The organism is Bacillus sp. FSL W8-1143, from assembly GCF_037965155.1.
GTDB classification, from domain to species: Bacteria; Bacillota; Bacilli; order Bacillales; family Bacillaceae; genus Bacillus; species Bacillus pumilus.
Genome location: NZ_CP150182.1, coordinates 2,801,915 through 2,816,526, shown reverse-complemented (window position 1 = coordinate 2,816,526; position 14,612 = coordinate 2,801,915). Strand labels below are relative to the sequence as shown.

Here is a 14,612-nt window from a genome sequence, read left to right as displayed (position 1 = left end):
TTGATCGAACTTTTTGCCATCAGAAGCGGCACCATGTATGAGCTTGTCACAGAGAGTGTGATACTTCAGGGGCAAAGGTATCAAGCCCCTCGCTCTATCCAAGCAAATATTATCACTAAGCAAGGCAGTCAAACATATTACCGTGTCTCAGAAGGGGACACGGTTCTTTTTAAATGGAAAGGGAAAGAGCTGTTCAGAGGCATTGTGTTTTCTCGGACGCCTGTTGAAGGGAAACAGACCTTTACCGCATACGACATGCTTCAATATTTGGTGAAAAACCAAGATGTCTATGTTTTTTCAAAACAAAGAGCAGATCAAATCTTGAGACGGATTGGGGCTGACTTTCAAATTCCAATGACCTCTATCGCCAATACAGGTCATGTCATAAAATCACTAGTGTTTAAAAACGATACGAGCCTATATGACATGATTCTGAAAGCATTAAAAGAGACAAAGCGGCAAACCGGCAGAAACTATCAAATCTATTCTGCTAAAGGAAAGATGGGGCTGAGAGCTTGGCCAGATCCAGAGGACGTATGGGTCATTGAATCAGGTGTCAATCTCATTGGCTATCAGTACAGCACCTCGATTGAAGAAACAGCCACTCGTGTCAAGCTGCGCACGTCTGCGGATGAACAGGGGAAAAATAAGAAAAAAGGTAGCAAATCAGAGATTGTAGTGGTCGAACAGGATAAAGCAGGTCAGAGTAAATACGGTATTTTACAGCATGTTGAGACGGTTACAGGGCAAATCAACCAGCCGCAGCTGCAAAAAAGAGCCAAAGTACGGCTGGCAGAGAAAAAAGGCGTGAAACAAGAAGTCAAAAGCATCCAAGCGCTAGGCATTCCTGAACTGCAAAGCGGGCTTCCAATCTATTTGAAAATCCCTGAAATCAACGTAAAAAAAACGTACTGGATCGATCAGGACAAACATGAATTCAGTGGGGTGAAACACACCATGACAATTGATGTCGTTGAGAAAAATTCCATTCCAAAGGGTGATCAAGCGTGAGGTTAAGTGAAGCGATTAAACGATTAGCAGTGAATGCTGTAGACGCCGCCTCTCCAATTGATCTGGTGATTGGAGAAGTCACGGCAGTTTCTCCTGTAAGCATCCGGTTAAATGAAAACCATAAACTGATCATCCCGGAAGAATTACTGATTTGGCCAAAGCGCCTAAATAAGGGTGAGGATGATGAACTGAAAAGGGGAGACAGCATTATGGTGCTGGCAATGGCAGGAGGGCAATCCTTCTACATCATCGACAAATTGTAAGGGAGGTGATGAACGTGGCACTTTCACCAGAGGAAGAAATTGAGGAAACAGAAGAAGACGAAGAGGTGGAAACCTCGACGACGTATCGAATAGATGTTGAAACTGGCAGATTGACAGGTGAAACCATTTCAGGCATTGAAGCAATTCGTCAATTCGTTTATATGACACTTAGGACAGAGCGGTATGCACATCCTATTTACAGCCACGACATTGGCACTGAAATTCAGGAGCTCTTGACGGATACAGAAGCCACGGATGAATACAAAGAAATGGAGATTCCGAGGCTGCTAGAGGAAGCATTGATTGTGGACGAACGGATTGATCATATTGAAGAGATAGAGGTCACAAAGGAAAATGACTCGTTTCATGTCAAGCTAGCTATTGTCACAGATGAAGGCACATTAGAAATAGAGGAGGTGATGGAGAGCGATGTTTGAGGAACAAACGTATGAAGCATTAATGGAAAGAATGCTAGACAGACTGCCAGATGATATAGATAAAAGAGAAAACAGCGTCATTTGGAATGCCTTGGCACCTGCTGCCGCTGAACTGGCCCAGTCCTATATTTGGCTTGATCAAGTATTCGAGCTGGTCTTTGCAGATACAGCACAAGGAGAGTTTCTAGATCGGCGGGCCGCTGAAGTAGGAATTGAAAGAAAACCAGCGACTAAAGCGGTTTGGTCCGCAGCTATTCAGCCGGAGGATATCAACATCCCAGCTGGCTCACGGTTTTTTATTGAAGACGTCTATTTCCAATATTCGAACGATGGCACGCTAGAATGCGAGACACCTGGCAGGATCGGCAATGGTCAATTAACAGATCAGCCGCTACTATCTCTTGATACAATCCCGGGGCTTGAATCAATTATCATGAAAGATTTGGTAATACCCGGACAAGAGGAAGAAGATGACGCTTCGTTATATGATCGCTACTTAATACGTGCTAGGCGAGAGGCTGTCAGTGCCAACAAGGCGCATTATAAAAAATGGGCTGAGGAAGTGACAGGGGTTGGCAGAGCGAAGGTATTCCCGCTTTGGAATGGAGAAGGAACAGTCAAGATTGTCATCACAGACGGCAATCTAGATGTTGCATCAGATCTGCTTGTTAAAAGAGTACAGGAATATATCGACCCAGTACCAGGCGAAGGAGAAGGACAAGCGCCTATTGGTTCAAAAGCGACCGTCGAAAGCGCCAAATGGCTGGACATTGACATAGAAGTAGCCGTCGAACTTCAAATGGACTGGACCCTTGAAGGAGCGCAGAAAGAAATAGAAGAAAAGGTCAAAGCGCTGTTGAAATCAATTGCATTTGAAAAGAGTACCATTCGAATGTCCGCATTAAATGACATTCTGTACCATTCAGAAAGTGTATCAGATTATGCAAACGTGTTATTGAATGGGGAGTCAAAAAACTTAGTATTACAGGACATTGAGATACCGCGTCTGAGGCAGGTGAAGGTTATTGAGCAAACAGGATGAAATGAAAAACTACTTGCCGCCATATTTTACAGAGATTTATGAAGTTGATCACCTGCTCAAAACAGAAGCGCCAGAGTTTGAGCAATTGGATGAATCCATTTTCGATTTAACGGATCAGCTCTTCCCTTTGACAGCGACATGGGGATTGAATAGATGGGAAAGAATGCTGAAGGTGCAGCGAGAATCAGATGATTCCATTGAACTTCGCAGAGCACGCTTACTCAATATGATGTCAAACATTCCACCGATCACGTATCTTTCTTTAGAGAAATCGGTGAATCGCTTTCTCAAAAATCCAAGTGCCATCATCCGTCTGACCACCAATCGCTACCATTTCGCCTTACGTGTGAATCTAGATGATCTGCAAAACACTAGATATATTGTAGAAATACTTGAAACGTTAAAGCCAGCTCATTTGGCTTATACGTTCACTGCATTTCATCATACCGATGTACATGAAATAAATGATCATCACGGGAGGCTCACACTGCGAAGCAGAGTGGGTTTTTTCGATCATATCCCGATTTTACTCAATGGTGAATTTGTATTAAATGGGTCGTTTTATCTGAGCGGAACACGAGGGACAACCGATGTACCTGCTCGTTTTCGGCATTCGTTGAAGATGAGAATGCCGCTTCAGCATAAGTCAGAGAACACATACCGAATGAATTATGTCATGACTGGAGCGGTACATGAAACGAAGCAAGGAGCGGCATTGACTTTACGCATAAAAAATCAGCTCCAGCATCAAACCAAGAAGAAAATGACGTTCCGATTGCCAGTACATGTCCAAACTGAACAGGGCGGCAGCTTACTGATTAAGGATCATTACTGGATTCTCGACGGATCTGTTCCGCTCGACGGATCAAAAATGCTAGCAGCTACTTCTCAAAAAATAGAACTATAAGGAGGATCACAATGGCTGATCAATTAACCGTAACAACATTATATGCACGTCAACAAATGGCAAAGGCAAGAGCCGAAGGAACAAAACTCACAAAAGTCGTCAAAATGGCATTTGGAAATGGTGGGACGAAGGATGGGAAACCGATATCACTAGACGGCACTGAACAAAAACTCAAAAAAGAACTCGTCCAAAAAGAGATTGATTCGTTTACCTTCATGGAACCAGCAAAAATCCGCTACACCTGCACGATCGCCGAAGGAGAACTTGCAGGAGAAGTCATCAACGAACTAGCACTTGTCGACGAAGCCGGCAAATTCACCGCCATCCGCACCATGACAGACAAACAAAAAGACGGCGACATCGAATTTGTTTTTGAGATTGATGATATTTATTAATGGAGGGGAATGAAATGGACATCAAATCACCTTTACCGTTTGAAACCTCTGACAAAGCACATGCCAGCTTATTTAACCGGATGGTCGACACTCTAGTAGAGAATGACAATGCGCTCAGGCTACAAATAGAAGGAATCACAAATGAAAGCTTATTTAAACTAACAGGCGATCAAGCCATTCAAGATGCATCAGTCAGCGGTGAGGAATATCCTAATGGCATTACGTTCATGGATATTGGACAAGCGAATGATACCGGATATCCTACGAGATTTGGCTTTGTGAAAAATGAAAAATATAGTAACTTTCGATTTGTTCAATATTACTATGGGACTGGAAACGAAGCGGGCAGTTATTTTGATAGCACAGGTACGTGGTGCCGTCATTGGTGGACTGGATCTGGTTGGACCGACTGGCATAAGCTCTCTGGATTCTGTCATGCCAATATAGGTACAACTGGAAAACAGTTATTAACCAAAGGTGAGTATCAAAAAATCCTTTTTAATCGAAAGATAAAAGACAGTCATAACAATTTTGATATCAAAAATAATCGCTTCATCTGCCCTGAAAACGGAATGTATTCAGTGAATGCAGGTGTTTATATTGAAACCTTTCAACGATACGCAAACTTTGAATTATCGATCTATTTAAATGGAAAAAGGTATAAAAATATTGCACATCAAAGACAGAGCCCGACCAGCCCATCTGATACGTTGAGCTTTAGTATGGGACTTTATGGTGCTGCGAATGTACCGGCTAATAAAGGGGATTATTTAGAAATTTACATGTATGCAGGATATGACGGAGATGTTAGTCGTTATGTATCTGAAAATTCAGGCTGGTACAACTATTTTGATATTACAGAAGTAGGCGGCAGAAATTTCCTGAGAGGATAGGAGGATTCTATGATTTTATATGAAGCCATTAAGTATAAATACCCCGATGCGGATCCGCAAAAGGACTTTGAACTTAGAAATGATGGAGACGGTTCTTACATTAACGAGTGGCATCTAGATGTGCCAAAGCCAACGGCAAAAGAATTGAAAGAATGGTGGGACGAATCTCAAATCAATCCAAGGTATCAACCGCCTCTTCCGCTAGATTATCTAGCACAAGAAGTAGCCAAAGAAAAGCTCATGAGAAAACAGCTTGAACATCAATGTGATCATCTAACAAACGAAATAAAAGCGCTAAAAAATGAGATCCTTTTATATAAAGGAGAGCGTGAATCATGAATTATTGGGTGATGGCGTTGTATTTTAAATGGGTGACTCCTGAATTGGTCAAGCAAGCGGTGGAACTAGGCGATTGTTCAATGGAAGATTTAAAAACAGGATATGAGCAAAGGATGCTCACTCTAGAGCAGCTACAAGAAATGGAACCAAGCATCAAAGCAAGGGAGTGAAAACTGAATGGAAATAAAACAACCAAAACCTTTTGAAGTAAATGATAAAGCACATGCTGATTTGTTTAATGACATGGTCAAAGTACTTCTTGAAAATGATCATGGATTAATAGAGCAGTTCTTAAAACATACAAATGATGCGAGAGTACATGCATCTGAAACAGAAAAGAAGAAATGGAATAATTCACAGAACTATAAGATCACAGCAGATAGTGGAAGACAGCTGATTAATGTATCTGCTGATGGCAGAATATTTGATGCGATAAAAGATAAAGGAACATGTACTTTTTATGCAGCTGCTGGTGTGGAGGATTCTCCGGCCTCATCGAATATGTCAATTAGAGGGCTGCAGACAGTAGGTCAAGAAAATATTGGCTCTGGTTTTGCGATGGATAGTTCAGGTAATGCTTATTTTTTCTATTACGAAGCCGGACATACGTCGATTAAATGGACAAAGCTGCCTACAGAAAGCGATAGAAAAAGATGGGATAACGGTCAATTAGTAAAAATCACACAAGATGATGGAAAGCCCTTTTATCATGGATTTGCTAGTGAAACAGACTACAATACCCTTACGGAGACAGGGATGTATCTTATATATAATACTGGAGTGAATGGTCCATCGCCTTCCCATGATCGAGTGTTTTTGTTGGTCATGAGTTATGGCAGTACATTAGTACAAATAGCATATGAATCTGTTTATGGGAAGAACACATACTTTAGAGTTCTTAGACACAAAGCACAATCATGGACACCATGGGAGAAGCAAATCACGCTATCAGATCTATTAGAAGGTTCATGGGAAACACCTAAAGAGATTAATGGCAATTGGAAGGAATATGACCCTATTAATTTGCCAGTGAAATATCGAAAGAATCTCTTGGGGGAAGTTGAGATGGTAGGTGCTATAAAAGGTGGGATTTTAGGAAATAACCCTGTGTTTATTTTGCCTGAAGGATATCGGCCACAGCAGGCGATCCATTTTGTAGGTATCGCTTCGAGTATAGGGACACCTGGAGTACCTCAATTCCATCGAACCTTAATAGATAAGAATGGGAATGTATGTGTGCAATCATCTTCAAATAATGCTAATCCAACTGAGTTTATTACATTTGGTTTTAAGTTCAGTACAAGATAATTCCATAAACAATGTGAAAGGAGAATCACATGGAGATAAAGACACCACGTACTTTCAAAACAAGTGATAAAGCCCATGCAGATCTGTTTAATGACATGGTAAAGGTTATTATTGAAAATGATGCTGAACTATTAAATCATATCAATCAACACGAAAATGATGTAACATCTCATGCATCTAAAACAGAAAAGCAGAAATGGAATCAATCTCAGCTATATAAAATGACGAATGATAACGGATCCCAGTTGATCAATATTCCATCTGGCAGCAGTATTTATAACGGGATAAAATCGTTAGGTGCCTGCTCATTTTATGCTCCAGGCGGTTCTGGGGTAGTTGATTCTCCTGCTATAGGTAATGCTGCATTAAGAGGCTTTCAGCTTGTTGGTCAAAATAATATTGGTGTAGGAATGGCGATTGACACATCAGGCAATGCATTTTGTTTTTCCTATCATGTGAATGACCTTGCGATCAATTGGCTGCAAATACCTAGTCAAAACGAAAAAAACAAATGGGACGCAGGACAACTATCTAAAATTACCGCTGACGATGGAAGAGCATACGAAAGAATTAATGCAAACGATCCTAGTATTTTGGATAAACTCATCAAATTACCAGGCGTGCATTCTTGGTATATCCACGAAGCACATCCTGATTTGCCGACAAGAAGTTCTATGAGAGCCTTATCAGTCTTTAGTGAAAATACCTATGGCTGGATTATTGGGGCAAATAATACAGGTGATGTGTACATCAATCGTTCCACGACAGATGTTTCGGGTACTCAGCAAGAATGGAGCGGATGGAAGAGGTTGAACGAGCATCCGTTATTGAAGGCGAATGGAAATAGAATGCTTATCCCTACTGGTACAGATATATTAACACTGCCATCTGGCTTTTATTATGTCTCTGGAACGAACGCAGTGAATATGCCATCAACGACCGATGCTTCTTGGTTTAATGTAGATATTATAGAAACGGGAAATAACCGCAAAACATTTCATGTGAGTCGAAGCTATGATAATAGTCATTGGTACGGAACGACTCATACAGATGGGGGGTTCAGAGGCTGGAAACAGCTAATGACAAATACTGAGTTTGAAAATGTCACGTGGCAGAGTGTGACCTTAGACAAAAGTTCATCTATAGGGGATAGACCAGTTGAATATGTAAAATGGGGAAATTTATTATTGCTAAGAGGCCACCTAAAAGCAAATAGAGAAATCATCTGTGGATGGATTCCAGCCGCGGGTTTATCAGAGAAAGGTCTTGTAGTGTCAGTGCCTGTATCAGGTACAACGGGTCATAGTAAATTACTTATATATAAGACAGGAGAGCTAAAGCTAACAGGTTTACTGGCAGCGAATGAAAGTGCCGTAACTGGCTACTATTTAGACACGGTCGTCCCATTAAATTAAGGAAGTGATAAAAATGATACTAGCTTATGAATACAATCATCAAAATGAATTGGTCAGACCTATCGAAGTGTTCGAAAGAGATGATGAAGGCAATTATGTCATTCCAGATCAATGCACAACAATTGCACCACCCAATCATCCTTCTTTTTATAAAGCTGCATTTGATGTGGAAAAACAACACTGGTATGAATCAGCGACACAGGAGTATATAGATAGCCTAAAGCCAGCCCCTCTCCCGCCAAGTGATATAGAACTTTTAAAGAAACAAAATGCTTTGTTATCAAAACAATTAACGCAGTTATTGGCTATGCAGAAAGGGGGAAATTCAGAATGATGTTTCCAACTGTAGCAGATATCAAACAATTCTGGGACTGGCAATGTTACGGACCAGAGGACATTGCATTTTATGTAAGCATTGGCTGGATCTCGGCAGATGACTATCAAGACATAACAGGAGAAAAATACGAAGCCTAATGGCTTTATTTTTTTGCTGTTCTCTTTAGCTGGATTCTATCTTAATCTCATTGAAACAACTTATGCAATGGTAGAAAGGTGAGAATACATTGGATATAAAAATTCCTCGTTCTTTTGAAACGAGTGATAAAGCTCATGCTGATCTATTCAACGATATGCTGAAAACATTGCTTTATAACGACACTGGTATATCAGAACAATTGACGAATCATATTGATGATTCGAGACAACACTCTTCAGAAGTAGAAAAAAAGAAATGGAATGAGTCGCAGCTGTATAAAATTACAGGTGACAATGGAGTCCATCTTTTAAATATTCCTGTCAACTCAAAAATCTTTGACTCAATTAAAGACAAAGGGACTTGTACATTTTATGCGCCCAGTGGAATAGAGGATAGCCCTTCACAATTTGCAATGCGAGGGATGCAGACGGTGGGACAAAATAATATTGGAACAGGTTTTGCGATAGATACATCAGGTAATGCATATTACTTCCACTATAATGCTAGCCATATATCTATCAATTGGACACAGCTTCCGACAGCAGCTGAAAAAGATAAATGGAACAATGGACAGCTGTATAAATTAACCCAAAACAATGGTAAGCCTATTTATAAAGGGGTAAGTGAGACCACCGACTATAACGAAATGACAGAAACAGGAATGTACCTCATTTATAATGCCGGTCTTAATGGTCCAAAAGAGATCAGACGGGCATTTATGATAGTGATAAGTTATGGGAATACCCTATTACAAACTATATATGATGCAGTCAACGGTCTTAATTCTTTTTATAGAATTAGGAAGACTGATTTTACATGGACTGAATGGGAAAGGCAGCTCACAACGACAGATTTAAAAGTAATTCAAGCATTTCCTATTACTGATATCAATGGGCAAGGTAAGTTTTACATTAGTAATGCAGACGATTTCCATGAAGTATTACAAAAGTATCAAGGTTTAGTTCATTTTGTATCTGCAAATGCACCGACCAATGGACCTGGTACTGCGTTAAGAGGGATTTGGACTTGTAATAGCACAGGTACGTATGGGCAGGCAATAGGCTTTGACAACTTAAACCGAACGTGGCGTAAGACAATGGCGAATGGCGTGTGGTCAAAATGGGAACGTTTGTTAACCAGTGCAGAGCAAATAGAATGGAAGTTTCCGACAACAATAATAAATGGATGGAAACAATATGGCACTCAAAAAGTGCAATTTTATAAGAATCCATTTGGAGAGGTAGAGTTAATTGGTTCTATTACAGGGGGTACTATCGGTTTTGCAGTACCTGTTTTTACATTGCCTAGTGGTTATCGTCCTATACAGGATATGCATTTTATAGGGGTAGCATCTAGTATCGGCACTGGTTCAACACCACAAACACACAGAACACATATTGATACTAAAGGTAATGTGTATATACAAAGCGTCTCCAATTCAACAAACCCAAATGAATTTATCACGTTCGGCTTTAAATTCATGGCGGCTCAGGAGGGATGAAAGTGAAATGGATATATAAATACGATGAAAAATTCAATTACCTTCCAGGAGAAGAAGTAGAAATTGAAGAGGACGCAGGCATCCCAAAAGGATATACAGATGTAAGACCTCAAGATGGTTTGTACAAAGGTAAATACAATGAAGAGAAAAGGGCATGGTATGAGTCGGCAACACAAGAATACATCGATAGTTTGCAGCCAAAGCCGCTGCCGCCATCAGATATTGATTTATTAAAACAGCAAAATGCTGATCTGCTTCAGCAGCTGGCAGAGTCAGAAAAGAGAGCAGAAAAATCAATCGAAAAATATATCAGAACTTATCATGCTGCTGACGGAAAAGGAGGTAATTTAATTGGATTGGTTCCGTAGTATTTCATTGTTCTATCAATGGAAATGTTATGAAAATGAGGACGTAGCAAAATTTGTTCGTTTCGAGAAGATTACGCCGAAACAATACAAAGAAATAACAAACGAAGAATATCCAACTAACGCTGAATAGGCGTTTTTATTTTGCCTTCTTTCAGGGTGTGCAAAGTGAGGGAGTAGGTGAGTATAGTGGAAATGGATTTGACACAATATTTAATGACACAAGGGCCGTTTGCGGTGTTGTTCTGTTGGGTGCTGTTTTATGTATTAAACACAACAAAGGAAAGAGAAAACAAGCTCAATGAACAAATCGAGGCGCAAAATGATGTGTTAGCAAAGTTTAGTGAGAAGTATGATGTTGTGATCGACAAACTCGACAAAATTGAACGGAATTTAAAATAGGAGGAGAAATCATGAAAACATTCGACAAAGGCACTGTGATTCGCACAGTGCTTCTTTTTATTGCGCTCATCAATCAAACACTTGTCATGTTTGGACAGACGGTGCTACCGATTAGTGAGGAGCAAGTACAAACCGCTGGTGAGGCACTATATGTAGCAGGTTCCACCATTTTTACGATGGTGACAGCCATTATCGCTTGGTTTAAAAACAATTATGTGACCTACAAAGGTCAATTACAAAAAGATACCCTGAAACAAAGAGGGCTAACAAAATAATCGTTGAAGGAGAAACAATATGGTCAATATCATTCAAGCCTACATTCCAAAACACAACCGCAACAGACCAGGAAATACGATGAAGCCGCTCTATATTACGGTGCATAATACCTCTAACACGGCAAAAGGTGCAAATGCGGGGAGTCACGCTGCGTTTGTTGCCCGTTCAAGTACCGGAGTCAGCTGGCATTACACTGTCGACGATCAGGTGATTTATCAGCATTTACCGTTAAACGAGAACGGCTGGCATGCAGGAGACGGCAGAGGCAATGGCAATATGAAATCAATCGGAATTGAAATTTGCGAAAATACAGACGGCAACTTTGAACAAGCAGTCGAAAATGCCCAATGGCTCATTCGAAAGCTAATGGGCGATTTGGGAATTCCTTTATCAAATGTAGTGCCTCATAAACATTGGAGCGGGAAAGAATGTCCAAGGAAATTGCTCGGACGGTGGGATCAATTTAAAGCTGGAATAGCCACAGCTCGTACCGGCAGCAAAAGCACAAGAAAGCCAGTTCGAACAGAGAGCTTGAGTCACAAAGCACCAGTTACCAAACAGAAATCGTCAAATCTGCCATCTGGCATCTTAAAAATAACCAAGCCCTTAACAAAAGGATCACAAGTCATAGCCGTGCAAAAAGCCTTATCCTCACTCTATTTCTACCCAGACAAAGGGGCAAAAAACAACGGAGTTGATGGCTATTATGGACCGAAAACAGCGAATGCGGTCAAGCGGTTCCAGCTCATGAATGGTCTAGCGGCAGACGGGATTTACGGTCCGAAGACGAAGAACAAAATGGAACAATTGCTAAAAAAGTAATCATTCATAAAGGGCTATCAGCAGGTGAATGGAATTTCCCTTGCTGATAGCTAGCAAAAAATGACATCATTTGTGATATAATCGACCGAATCACTATCATGAGGGGAGAGTAAAATGAAAAAGGAACTGTTCCAAGTCATCATGCTGTCAGTGCTGCTCATCTATTTCTTTTATCACGGAATGACGAGTGATTATCCTGTGTCTTACACAATCATTCTCATCACGGCTTATGTTTCTGTGATCGCGTACCGCATCATAAAGATATTAGGCTCAAGAAAAAACAAAGAACAAACAGAGCTGTAAGAAATATATACATAAAAAAACCATCCTTGATTTCTCAAGAATGGTTTTTCGTATGGAGCATAGCGGGATCGAACCGCTGACCTCTACGCTGCCAGCGTAGCGCTCTCCCAGCTGAGCTAATGCCCCGATGTGTTACGACTTAATTTATTATAATCAATCCTTCTGTAAAATTCAAGCTTTAAAACGCACACACATCGTCTATTTTTCTTTCTGATCAATCGGGATATAGTCAAAGATTTCCCCTGAATGAACAGAGTCTGCTAAGCGTCTCAGCCAGTCATAGTAGGCTTTTGAGCTTTCAAGCTGCTCTATGAGCTGCTGCGCTTCCTCTCTAATATGTTCCTCCAGATGATCATCACGAGCCACCTCTTGAAGCCGCACTTGCGCTTCTTCTATCGCCGCTAAATTGACCTCGACCTCTCGTTCCCACTTTTGTGGAAAGAAGTTCATGAAAAACTTAAAAAAGTCTTTTTCAGCAACAAAGCTATGTTTTCTTCGTCCTCGGTGAAAGGTCTTTTTGACAATATTCATGTCTTGAAGCTTTTTCACACCTGTACTCATACTTGGCTTGCTCATTTGCAGCTCTTCACGCATTTCATCCAGCGTCATTTCCTCATTTAAATACATGGTCCCATAGAGAATACCAGCACTTCGTGTAATTCCATAGAGATCCATCGTTTCAGCTATGGAATCAATGACTAGATCTTTAGCAGCTAAAATACGTTCTTCTGCTTGCGGCTGTTCCTGCTTTTTCATCCTGTCCCTGCTTTCTATTAAGAGAATTCAATACGTTCAAAAAAATCTTTATGGACTATATGTTAACGAAAGAATGCAAAATGTCAAAAGAAAATGAAGCATATCTCCCTTTGACAGAAAAATTTGAACATGATACGTTAATTATGTTCAAAACGTTAAATTTTTATTTAACAAACTTATCGAAAAGAATCAGAGGAGGTTCCTTCTATGAGTCAAACACTATTTATAGATGGACAATGGGTTGGCGCCAAAAGCGGCGACACGCGGGATATCATTAATCCATTTAATCAAGAAGTGATCGCGACAGTGAGTGAAGGATCAAGAAATGACGCGCAGCTCGCCATTAAGGCAGCGAGAAAAGCCTTCGATCAAGGTGACTGGGCAAACTTGCCTGGACTTGAAAGAGGAAATATGGTGTTTAAGATTGCTGAATTGATTAGACGTGATCTTGATGAACTAGCCAAATTAGAATCGCTTGATACTGGTAAAACAGTAGAGGAAAGCAAAGCAGACATGGACGATATTGCGAACGTGTTCCAATATTACGCCGGTCTTGCCGACAAAGATGGCGGGGAAATCATTGCATCGCCAATTCCGAACTCTAAAAGCGAATTGGTCAGAGAGCCTGTCGGTGTATGCGGGCAAATTACTCCATGGAACTATCCATTGCTTCAAGCAAGCTGGAAAATCGCTCCTGCTCTAGCGGCGGGGAATACAATCGTTTTAAAACCAAGTGAAATTACACCACTCACCACGATCAAAGTATTCAAACTCATGGAAGAAGCAGGCATTCCAGCAGGGGTTGCGAACCTAGTCCTTGGGCCAGGTGCAACGGTTGGTGATGAGCTTGCTGTAAATGATCAAGTCGATTTGATTTCATTTACAGGCGGTATTGAAACAGGTAAGAAAATCATGCAGGGAGCCAGTGGGAATGTGAAGAAAATCGCCCTTGAGCTCGGCGGGAAAAATCCGAATATTGTGTTTCAAGATGCTGATTTAGACGTAGCGGTTGACCAGGCAATGAATGCTGTGTTTTTCCATGCGGGGCAAGTGTGTTCAGCAGGTTCACGTTTGCTAGTGGAAGAATCCATTCATGCTGAATTTTTAGAAGAACTGGTGAAGCGCACGAAAAAAATCAAGCTAGGCAACGGCTTTGATGAAGAAACCCAGAGCGGCCCGCTCATCTCAGCTGAGCATCGAGAAAAAGTAGAAAAATACGTCAGCATTGGGTTAGATGAAGGCGCCAAATTAGAAACAGGCGGAAAAAGACCGGACGCAGAGGAGCTTTCAAATGGGTTCTTCTACTTGCCAACGATTTTCTCAGGCTGCACGTCAGAGATGCGGATTGTCCAGGAAGAAGTCTTTGGCCCAGTATTGACAGTTGAATCCTTCCGTACAGAGGAAGAAGTGATTGGGCTGGCAAACGATACGATTTATGGATTAGCAGGAGCCGTGTGGTCTACTGATATCAGCAAGGCCGAAAGAGTCGCTCGTCAATTAAGATTAGGTACAGTTTGGATCAATGACTTCCATCCTTATTTCGCTCAAGCACCTTGGGGTGGATATAAGCAATCAGGTCTAGGACGTGAATTAGGACGCACCGGGCTTGAGGAATATACGGAACTGAAGCATGTATATCGTAATACAAAACCTGAAGCGATTCGTTGGTTTCAATAAAAATCACACATTTGGAGGAGATTCT

The 14,612-nt window shown here is 41.0% G+C and carries 22 protein-coding genes and 1 tRNA gene; 21 read left to right on the top strand and 2 right to left on the bottom strand.

Annotated elements, in window-relative coordinates:
* The 20 genes from NSQ36_RS14455 (at position 1) to NSQ36_RS14360 (ending at position 12,154) form a co-directional block, all read left to right on the top strand.
* A complete protein-coding gene (locus tag NSQ36_RS14455; protein WP_339205972.1) occupies positions 1-1,011 on the top strand; it encodes a phage portal protein in 1,011 nt (336 codons plus the stop codon).
* Entirely contained in the window at positions 1,008-1,274 is a 267-nt protein-coding gene (locus NSQ36_RS14450) for a DUF2577 family protein (protein WP_106029232.1), read from the top strand. Before NSQ36_RS14455 ends, NSQ36_RS14450 begins: the two co-directional genes overlap by 4 nt.
* 14 nt (positions 1,275-1,288) lie before the next feature.
* Positions 1,289-1,711 (top strand): DUF2634 domain-containing protein, encoded by a 423-nt coding sequence (locus tag NSQ36_RS14445; RefSeq protein ID WP_012011034.1) that lies wholly within the window; start codon positions 1,289-1,291, stop codon positions 1,709-1,711.
* Positions 1,704-2,753 carry a baseplate J/gp47 family protein gene (locus NSQ36_RS14440; protein ID WP_050944003.1) on the top strand — a complete coding sequence of 350 codons (1,050 nt, stop codon included), beginning with the start codon at positions 1,704-1,706 and terminating at the stop codon, positions 2,751-2,753. Before NSQ36_RS14445 ends, NSQ36_RS14440 begins: the two co-directional genes overlap by 8 nt.
* Positions 2,737-3,660, top strand: a complete 924-nt coding sequence (locus NSQ36_RS14435) for a YmfQ family protein (protein ID WP_339205970.1) — start codon at positions 2,737-2,739, stop codon at positions 3,658-3,660. Before NSQ36_RS14440 ends, NSQ36_RS14435 begins: the two co-directional genes overlap by 17 nt.
* A gap of 11 nt (positions 3,661-3,671) precedes the next feature.
* On the top strand, positions 3,672-4,055 hold the full coding sequence (locus tag NSQ36_RS14430) for a phage tail protein (RefSeq protein ID WP_003212666.1): 384 nt from the start codon (positions 3,672-3,674) through the stop codon (positions 4,053-4,055).
* 14 nt (positions 4,056-4,069) lie between these two features.
* Positions 4,070-4,948 (top strand): hypothetical protein, encoded by an 879-nt coding sequence (locus tag NSQ36_RS14425; protein ID WP_050944001.1) that lies wholly within the window; start codon positions 4,070-4,072, stop codon positions 4,946-4,948.
* A gap of 9 nt (positions 4,949-4,957) precedes the next feature.
* A complete protein-coding gene (locus tag NSQ36_RS14420) occupies positions 4,958-5,287 on the top strand; it encodes an XkdW family protein (RefSeq protein ID WP_003213655.1) in 330 nt (109 codons plus the stop codon).
* Positions 5,284-5,457 (top strand): hypothetical protein, encoded by a 174-nt coding sequence (locus NSQ36_RS14415; RefSeq protein WP_003212881.1) that lies wholly within the window; start codon positions 5,284-5,286, stop codon positions 5,455-5,457. Before NSQ36_RS14420 ends, NSQ36_RS14415 begins: the two co-directional genes overlap by 4 nt.
* Before the next feature lie 7 nt (positions 5,458-5,464).
* Positions 5,465-6,595, top strand: a complete 1,131-nt coding sequence (locus NSQ36_RS14410) for a pyocin knob domain-containing protein (protein ID WP_339205967.1) — start codon at positions 5,465-5,467, stop codon at positions 6,593-6,595.
* A 29-nt stretch (positions 6,596-6,624) separates the two neighbouring features.
* On the top strand, positions 6,625-8,010 hold the full coding sequence (locus NSQ36_RS14405; protein WP_050943998.1) for a hypothetical protein: 1,386 nt from the start codon (positions 6,625-6,627) through the stop codon (positions 8,008-8,010).
* Between the two features lie 13 nt (positions 8,011-8,023).
* Positions 8,024-8,344, top strand: a complete 321-nt coding sequence (locus NSQ36_RS14400) for a hypothetical protein (RefSeq protein WP_044140756.1) — start codon at positions 8,024-8,026, stop codon at positions 8,342-8,344.
* A complete protein-coding gene (locus NSQ36_RS14395) occupies positions 8,341-8,484 on the top strand; it encodes an XkdX family protein (protein ID WP_170965974.1) in 144 nt (47 codons plus the stop codon). Before NSQ36_RS14400 ends, NSQ36_RS14395 begins: the two co-directional genes overlap by 4 nt.
* 89 nt (positions 8,485-8,573) lie before the next feature.
* On the top strand, positions 8,574-9,986 hold the full coding sequence (locus tag NSQ36_RS14390; RefSeq protein WP_339205964.1) for a pyocin knob domain-containing protein: 1,413 nt from the start codon (positions 8,574-8,576) through the stop codon (positions 9,984-9,986).
* A 2-nt stretch (positions 9,987-9,988) separates the two neighbouring features.
* Positions 9,989-10,354 (top strand): hypothetical protein, encoded by a 366-nt coding sequence (locus NSQ36_RS14385; protein ID WP_339205962.1) that lies wholly within the window; start codon positions 9,989-9,991, stop codon positions 10,352-10,354.
* Positions 10,338-10,484, top strand: a complete 147-nt coding sequence (locus NSQ36_RS14380; protein ID WP_081311384.1) for an XkdX family protein — start codon at positions 10,338-10,340, stop codon at positions 10,482-10,484. Before NSQ36_RS14385 ends, NSQ36_RS14380 begins: the two co-directional genes overlap by 17 nt.
* 56 nt (positions 10,485-10,540) lie before the next feature.
* Positions 10,541-10,753, top strand: coding sequence for a BhlA/UviB family holin-like peptide (locus NSQ36_RS14375; protein WP_008344062.1), 213 nt, complete (start codon positions 10,541-10,543; stop codon positions 10,751-10,753).
* Positions 10,754-10,764: 11 nt separating this feature from the next.
* Entirely contained in the window at positions 10,765-11,028 is a 264-nt protein-coding gene (locus tag NSQ36_RS14370; RefSeq protein WP_003212734.1) for a phage holin, read from the top strand.
* A gap of 19 nt (positions 11,029-11,047) precedes the next feature.
* Complete coding sequence (locus tag NSQ36_RS14365; protein ID WP_106032268.1) at positions 11,048-11,851, top strand: N-acetylmuramoyl-L-alanine amidase; 804 nt, start codon at positions 11,048-11,050, stop codon at positions 11,849-11,851.
* 114 nt (positions 11,852-11,965) lie between these two features.
* Positions 11,966-12,154 carry a hypothetical protein gene (locus NSQ36_RS14360; RefSeq protein ID WP_106029225.1) on the top strand — a complete coding sequence of 63 codons (189 nt, stop codon included), beginning with the start codon at positions 11,966-11,968 and terminating at the stop codon, positions 12,152-12,154.
* Positions 12,155-12,207: 53 nt separating this feature from the next.
* Here NSQ36_RS14360 and NSQ36_RS14355 read toward each other — a convergent pair.
* Both NSQ36_RS14355 and NSQ36_RS14350 read right to left on the bottom strand, forming a co-directional pair.
* Positions 12,208-12,280: transfer RNA gene (locus NSQ36_RS14355), tRNA-Ala, on the bottom strand.
* Between the two features lie 72 nt (positions 12,281-12,352).
* Positions 12,353-12,910 carry a GbsR/MarR family transcriptional regulator gene (locus NSQ36_RS14350; protein WP_310425911.1) on the bottom strand — a complete coding sequence of 186 codons (558 nt, stop codon included), beginning with the start codon at positions 12,908-12,910 and terminating at the stop codon, positions 12,353-12,355.
* A gap of 207 nt (positions 12,911-13,117) precedes the next feature.
* On the opposite strand from NSQ36_RS14350, the gene betB reads away from it, so the two are divergent.
* Positions 13,118-14,587, top strand: a complete 1,470-nt coding sequence (gene betB, locus NSQ36_RS14345; RefSeq protein ID WP_137054496.1) for a betaine-aldehyde dehydrogenase — start codon at positions 13,118-13,120, stop codon at positions 14,585-14,587.
* The last annotated feature ends 25 nt before the right edge of the window (positions 14,588-14,612 follow it).

Excerpts from the sequence above, each read along its gene's own strand:
- NSQ36_RS14360 (WP_106029225.1), top strand. The coding sequence starts at position 11,966 with ATGAAAAAGGAACTGTTCCAAGTCATCATGCTGTCAGTGCTGCTCATC.
- NSQ36_RS14420 (WP_003213655.1), top strand. The coding sequence starts at position 4,958 with ATGATTTTATATGAAGCCATTAAGTATAAATACCCCGATGCGGATCCG.
- NSQ36_RS14405 (WP_050943998.1), top strand. The coding sequence starts at position 6,625 with ATGGAGATAAAGACACCACGTACTTTCAAAACAAGTGATAAAGCCCAT.
- NSQ36_RS14415 (WP_003212881.1), top strand. The coding sequence starts at position 5,284 with ATGAATTATTGGGTGATGGCGTTGTATTTTAAATGGGTGACTCCTGAA.
- NSQ36_RS14370 (WP_003212734.1), top strand. The coding sequence starts at position 10,765 with ATGAAAACATTCGACAAAGGCACTGTGATTCGCACAGTGCTTCTTTTT.
- NSQ36_RS14400 (WP_044140756.1), top strand. The coding sequence starts at position 8,024 with ATGATACTAGCTTATGAATACAATCATCAAAATGAATTGGTCAGACCT.
- NSQ36_RS14425 (WP_050944001.1), top strand. The coding sequence starts at position 4,070 with ATGGACATCAAATCACCTTTACCGTTTGAAACCTCTGACAAAGCACAT.
- NSQ36_RS14410 (WP_339205967.1), top strand. The coding sequence starts at position 5,465 with ATGGAAATAAAACAACCAAAACCTTTTGAAGTAAATGATAAAGCACAT.
- NSQ36_RS14395 (WP_170965974.1), top strand. The coding sequence starts at position 8,341 with ATGATGTTTCCAACTGTAGCAGATATCAAACAATTCTGGGACTGGCAA.
- NSQ36_RS14430 (WP_003212666.1), top strand. The coding sequence starts at position 3,672 with ATGGCTGATCAATTAACCGTAACAACATTATATGCACGTCAACAAATG.
- NSQ36_RS14365 (WP_106032268.1), top strand. The coding sequence starts at position 11,048 with ATGGTCAATATCATTCAAGCCTACATTCCAAAACACAACCGCAACAGA.
- NSQ36_RS14440 (WP_050944003.1), top strand. The coding sequence starts at position 1,704 with ATGTTTGAGGAACAAACGTATGAAGCATTAATGGAAAGAATGCTAGAC.
- NSQ36_RS14350 (WP_310425911.1), bottom strand. The coding sequence starts at position 12,910 with ATGAAAAAGCAGGAACAGCCGCAAGCAGAAGAACGTATTTTAGCTGCT.
- betB (WP_137054496.1), top strand. The coding sequence starts at position 13,118 with ATGAGTCAAACACTATTTATAGATGGACAATGGGTTGGCGCCAAAAGC.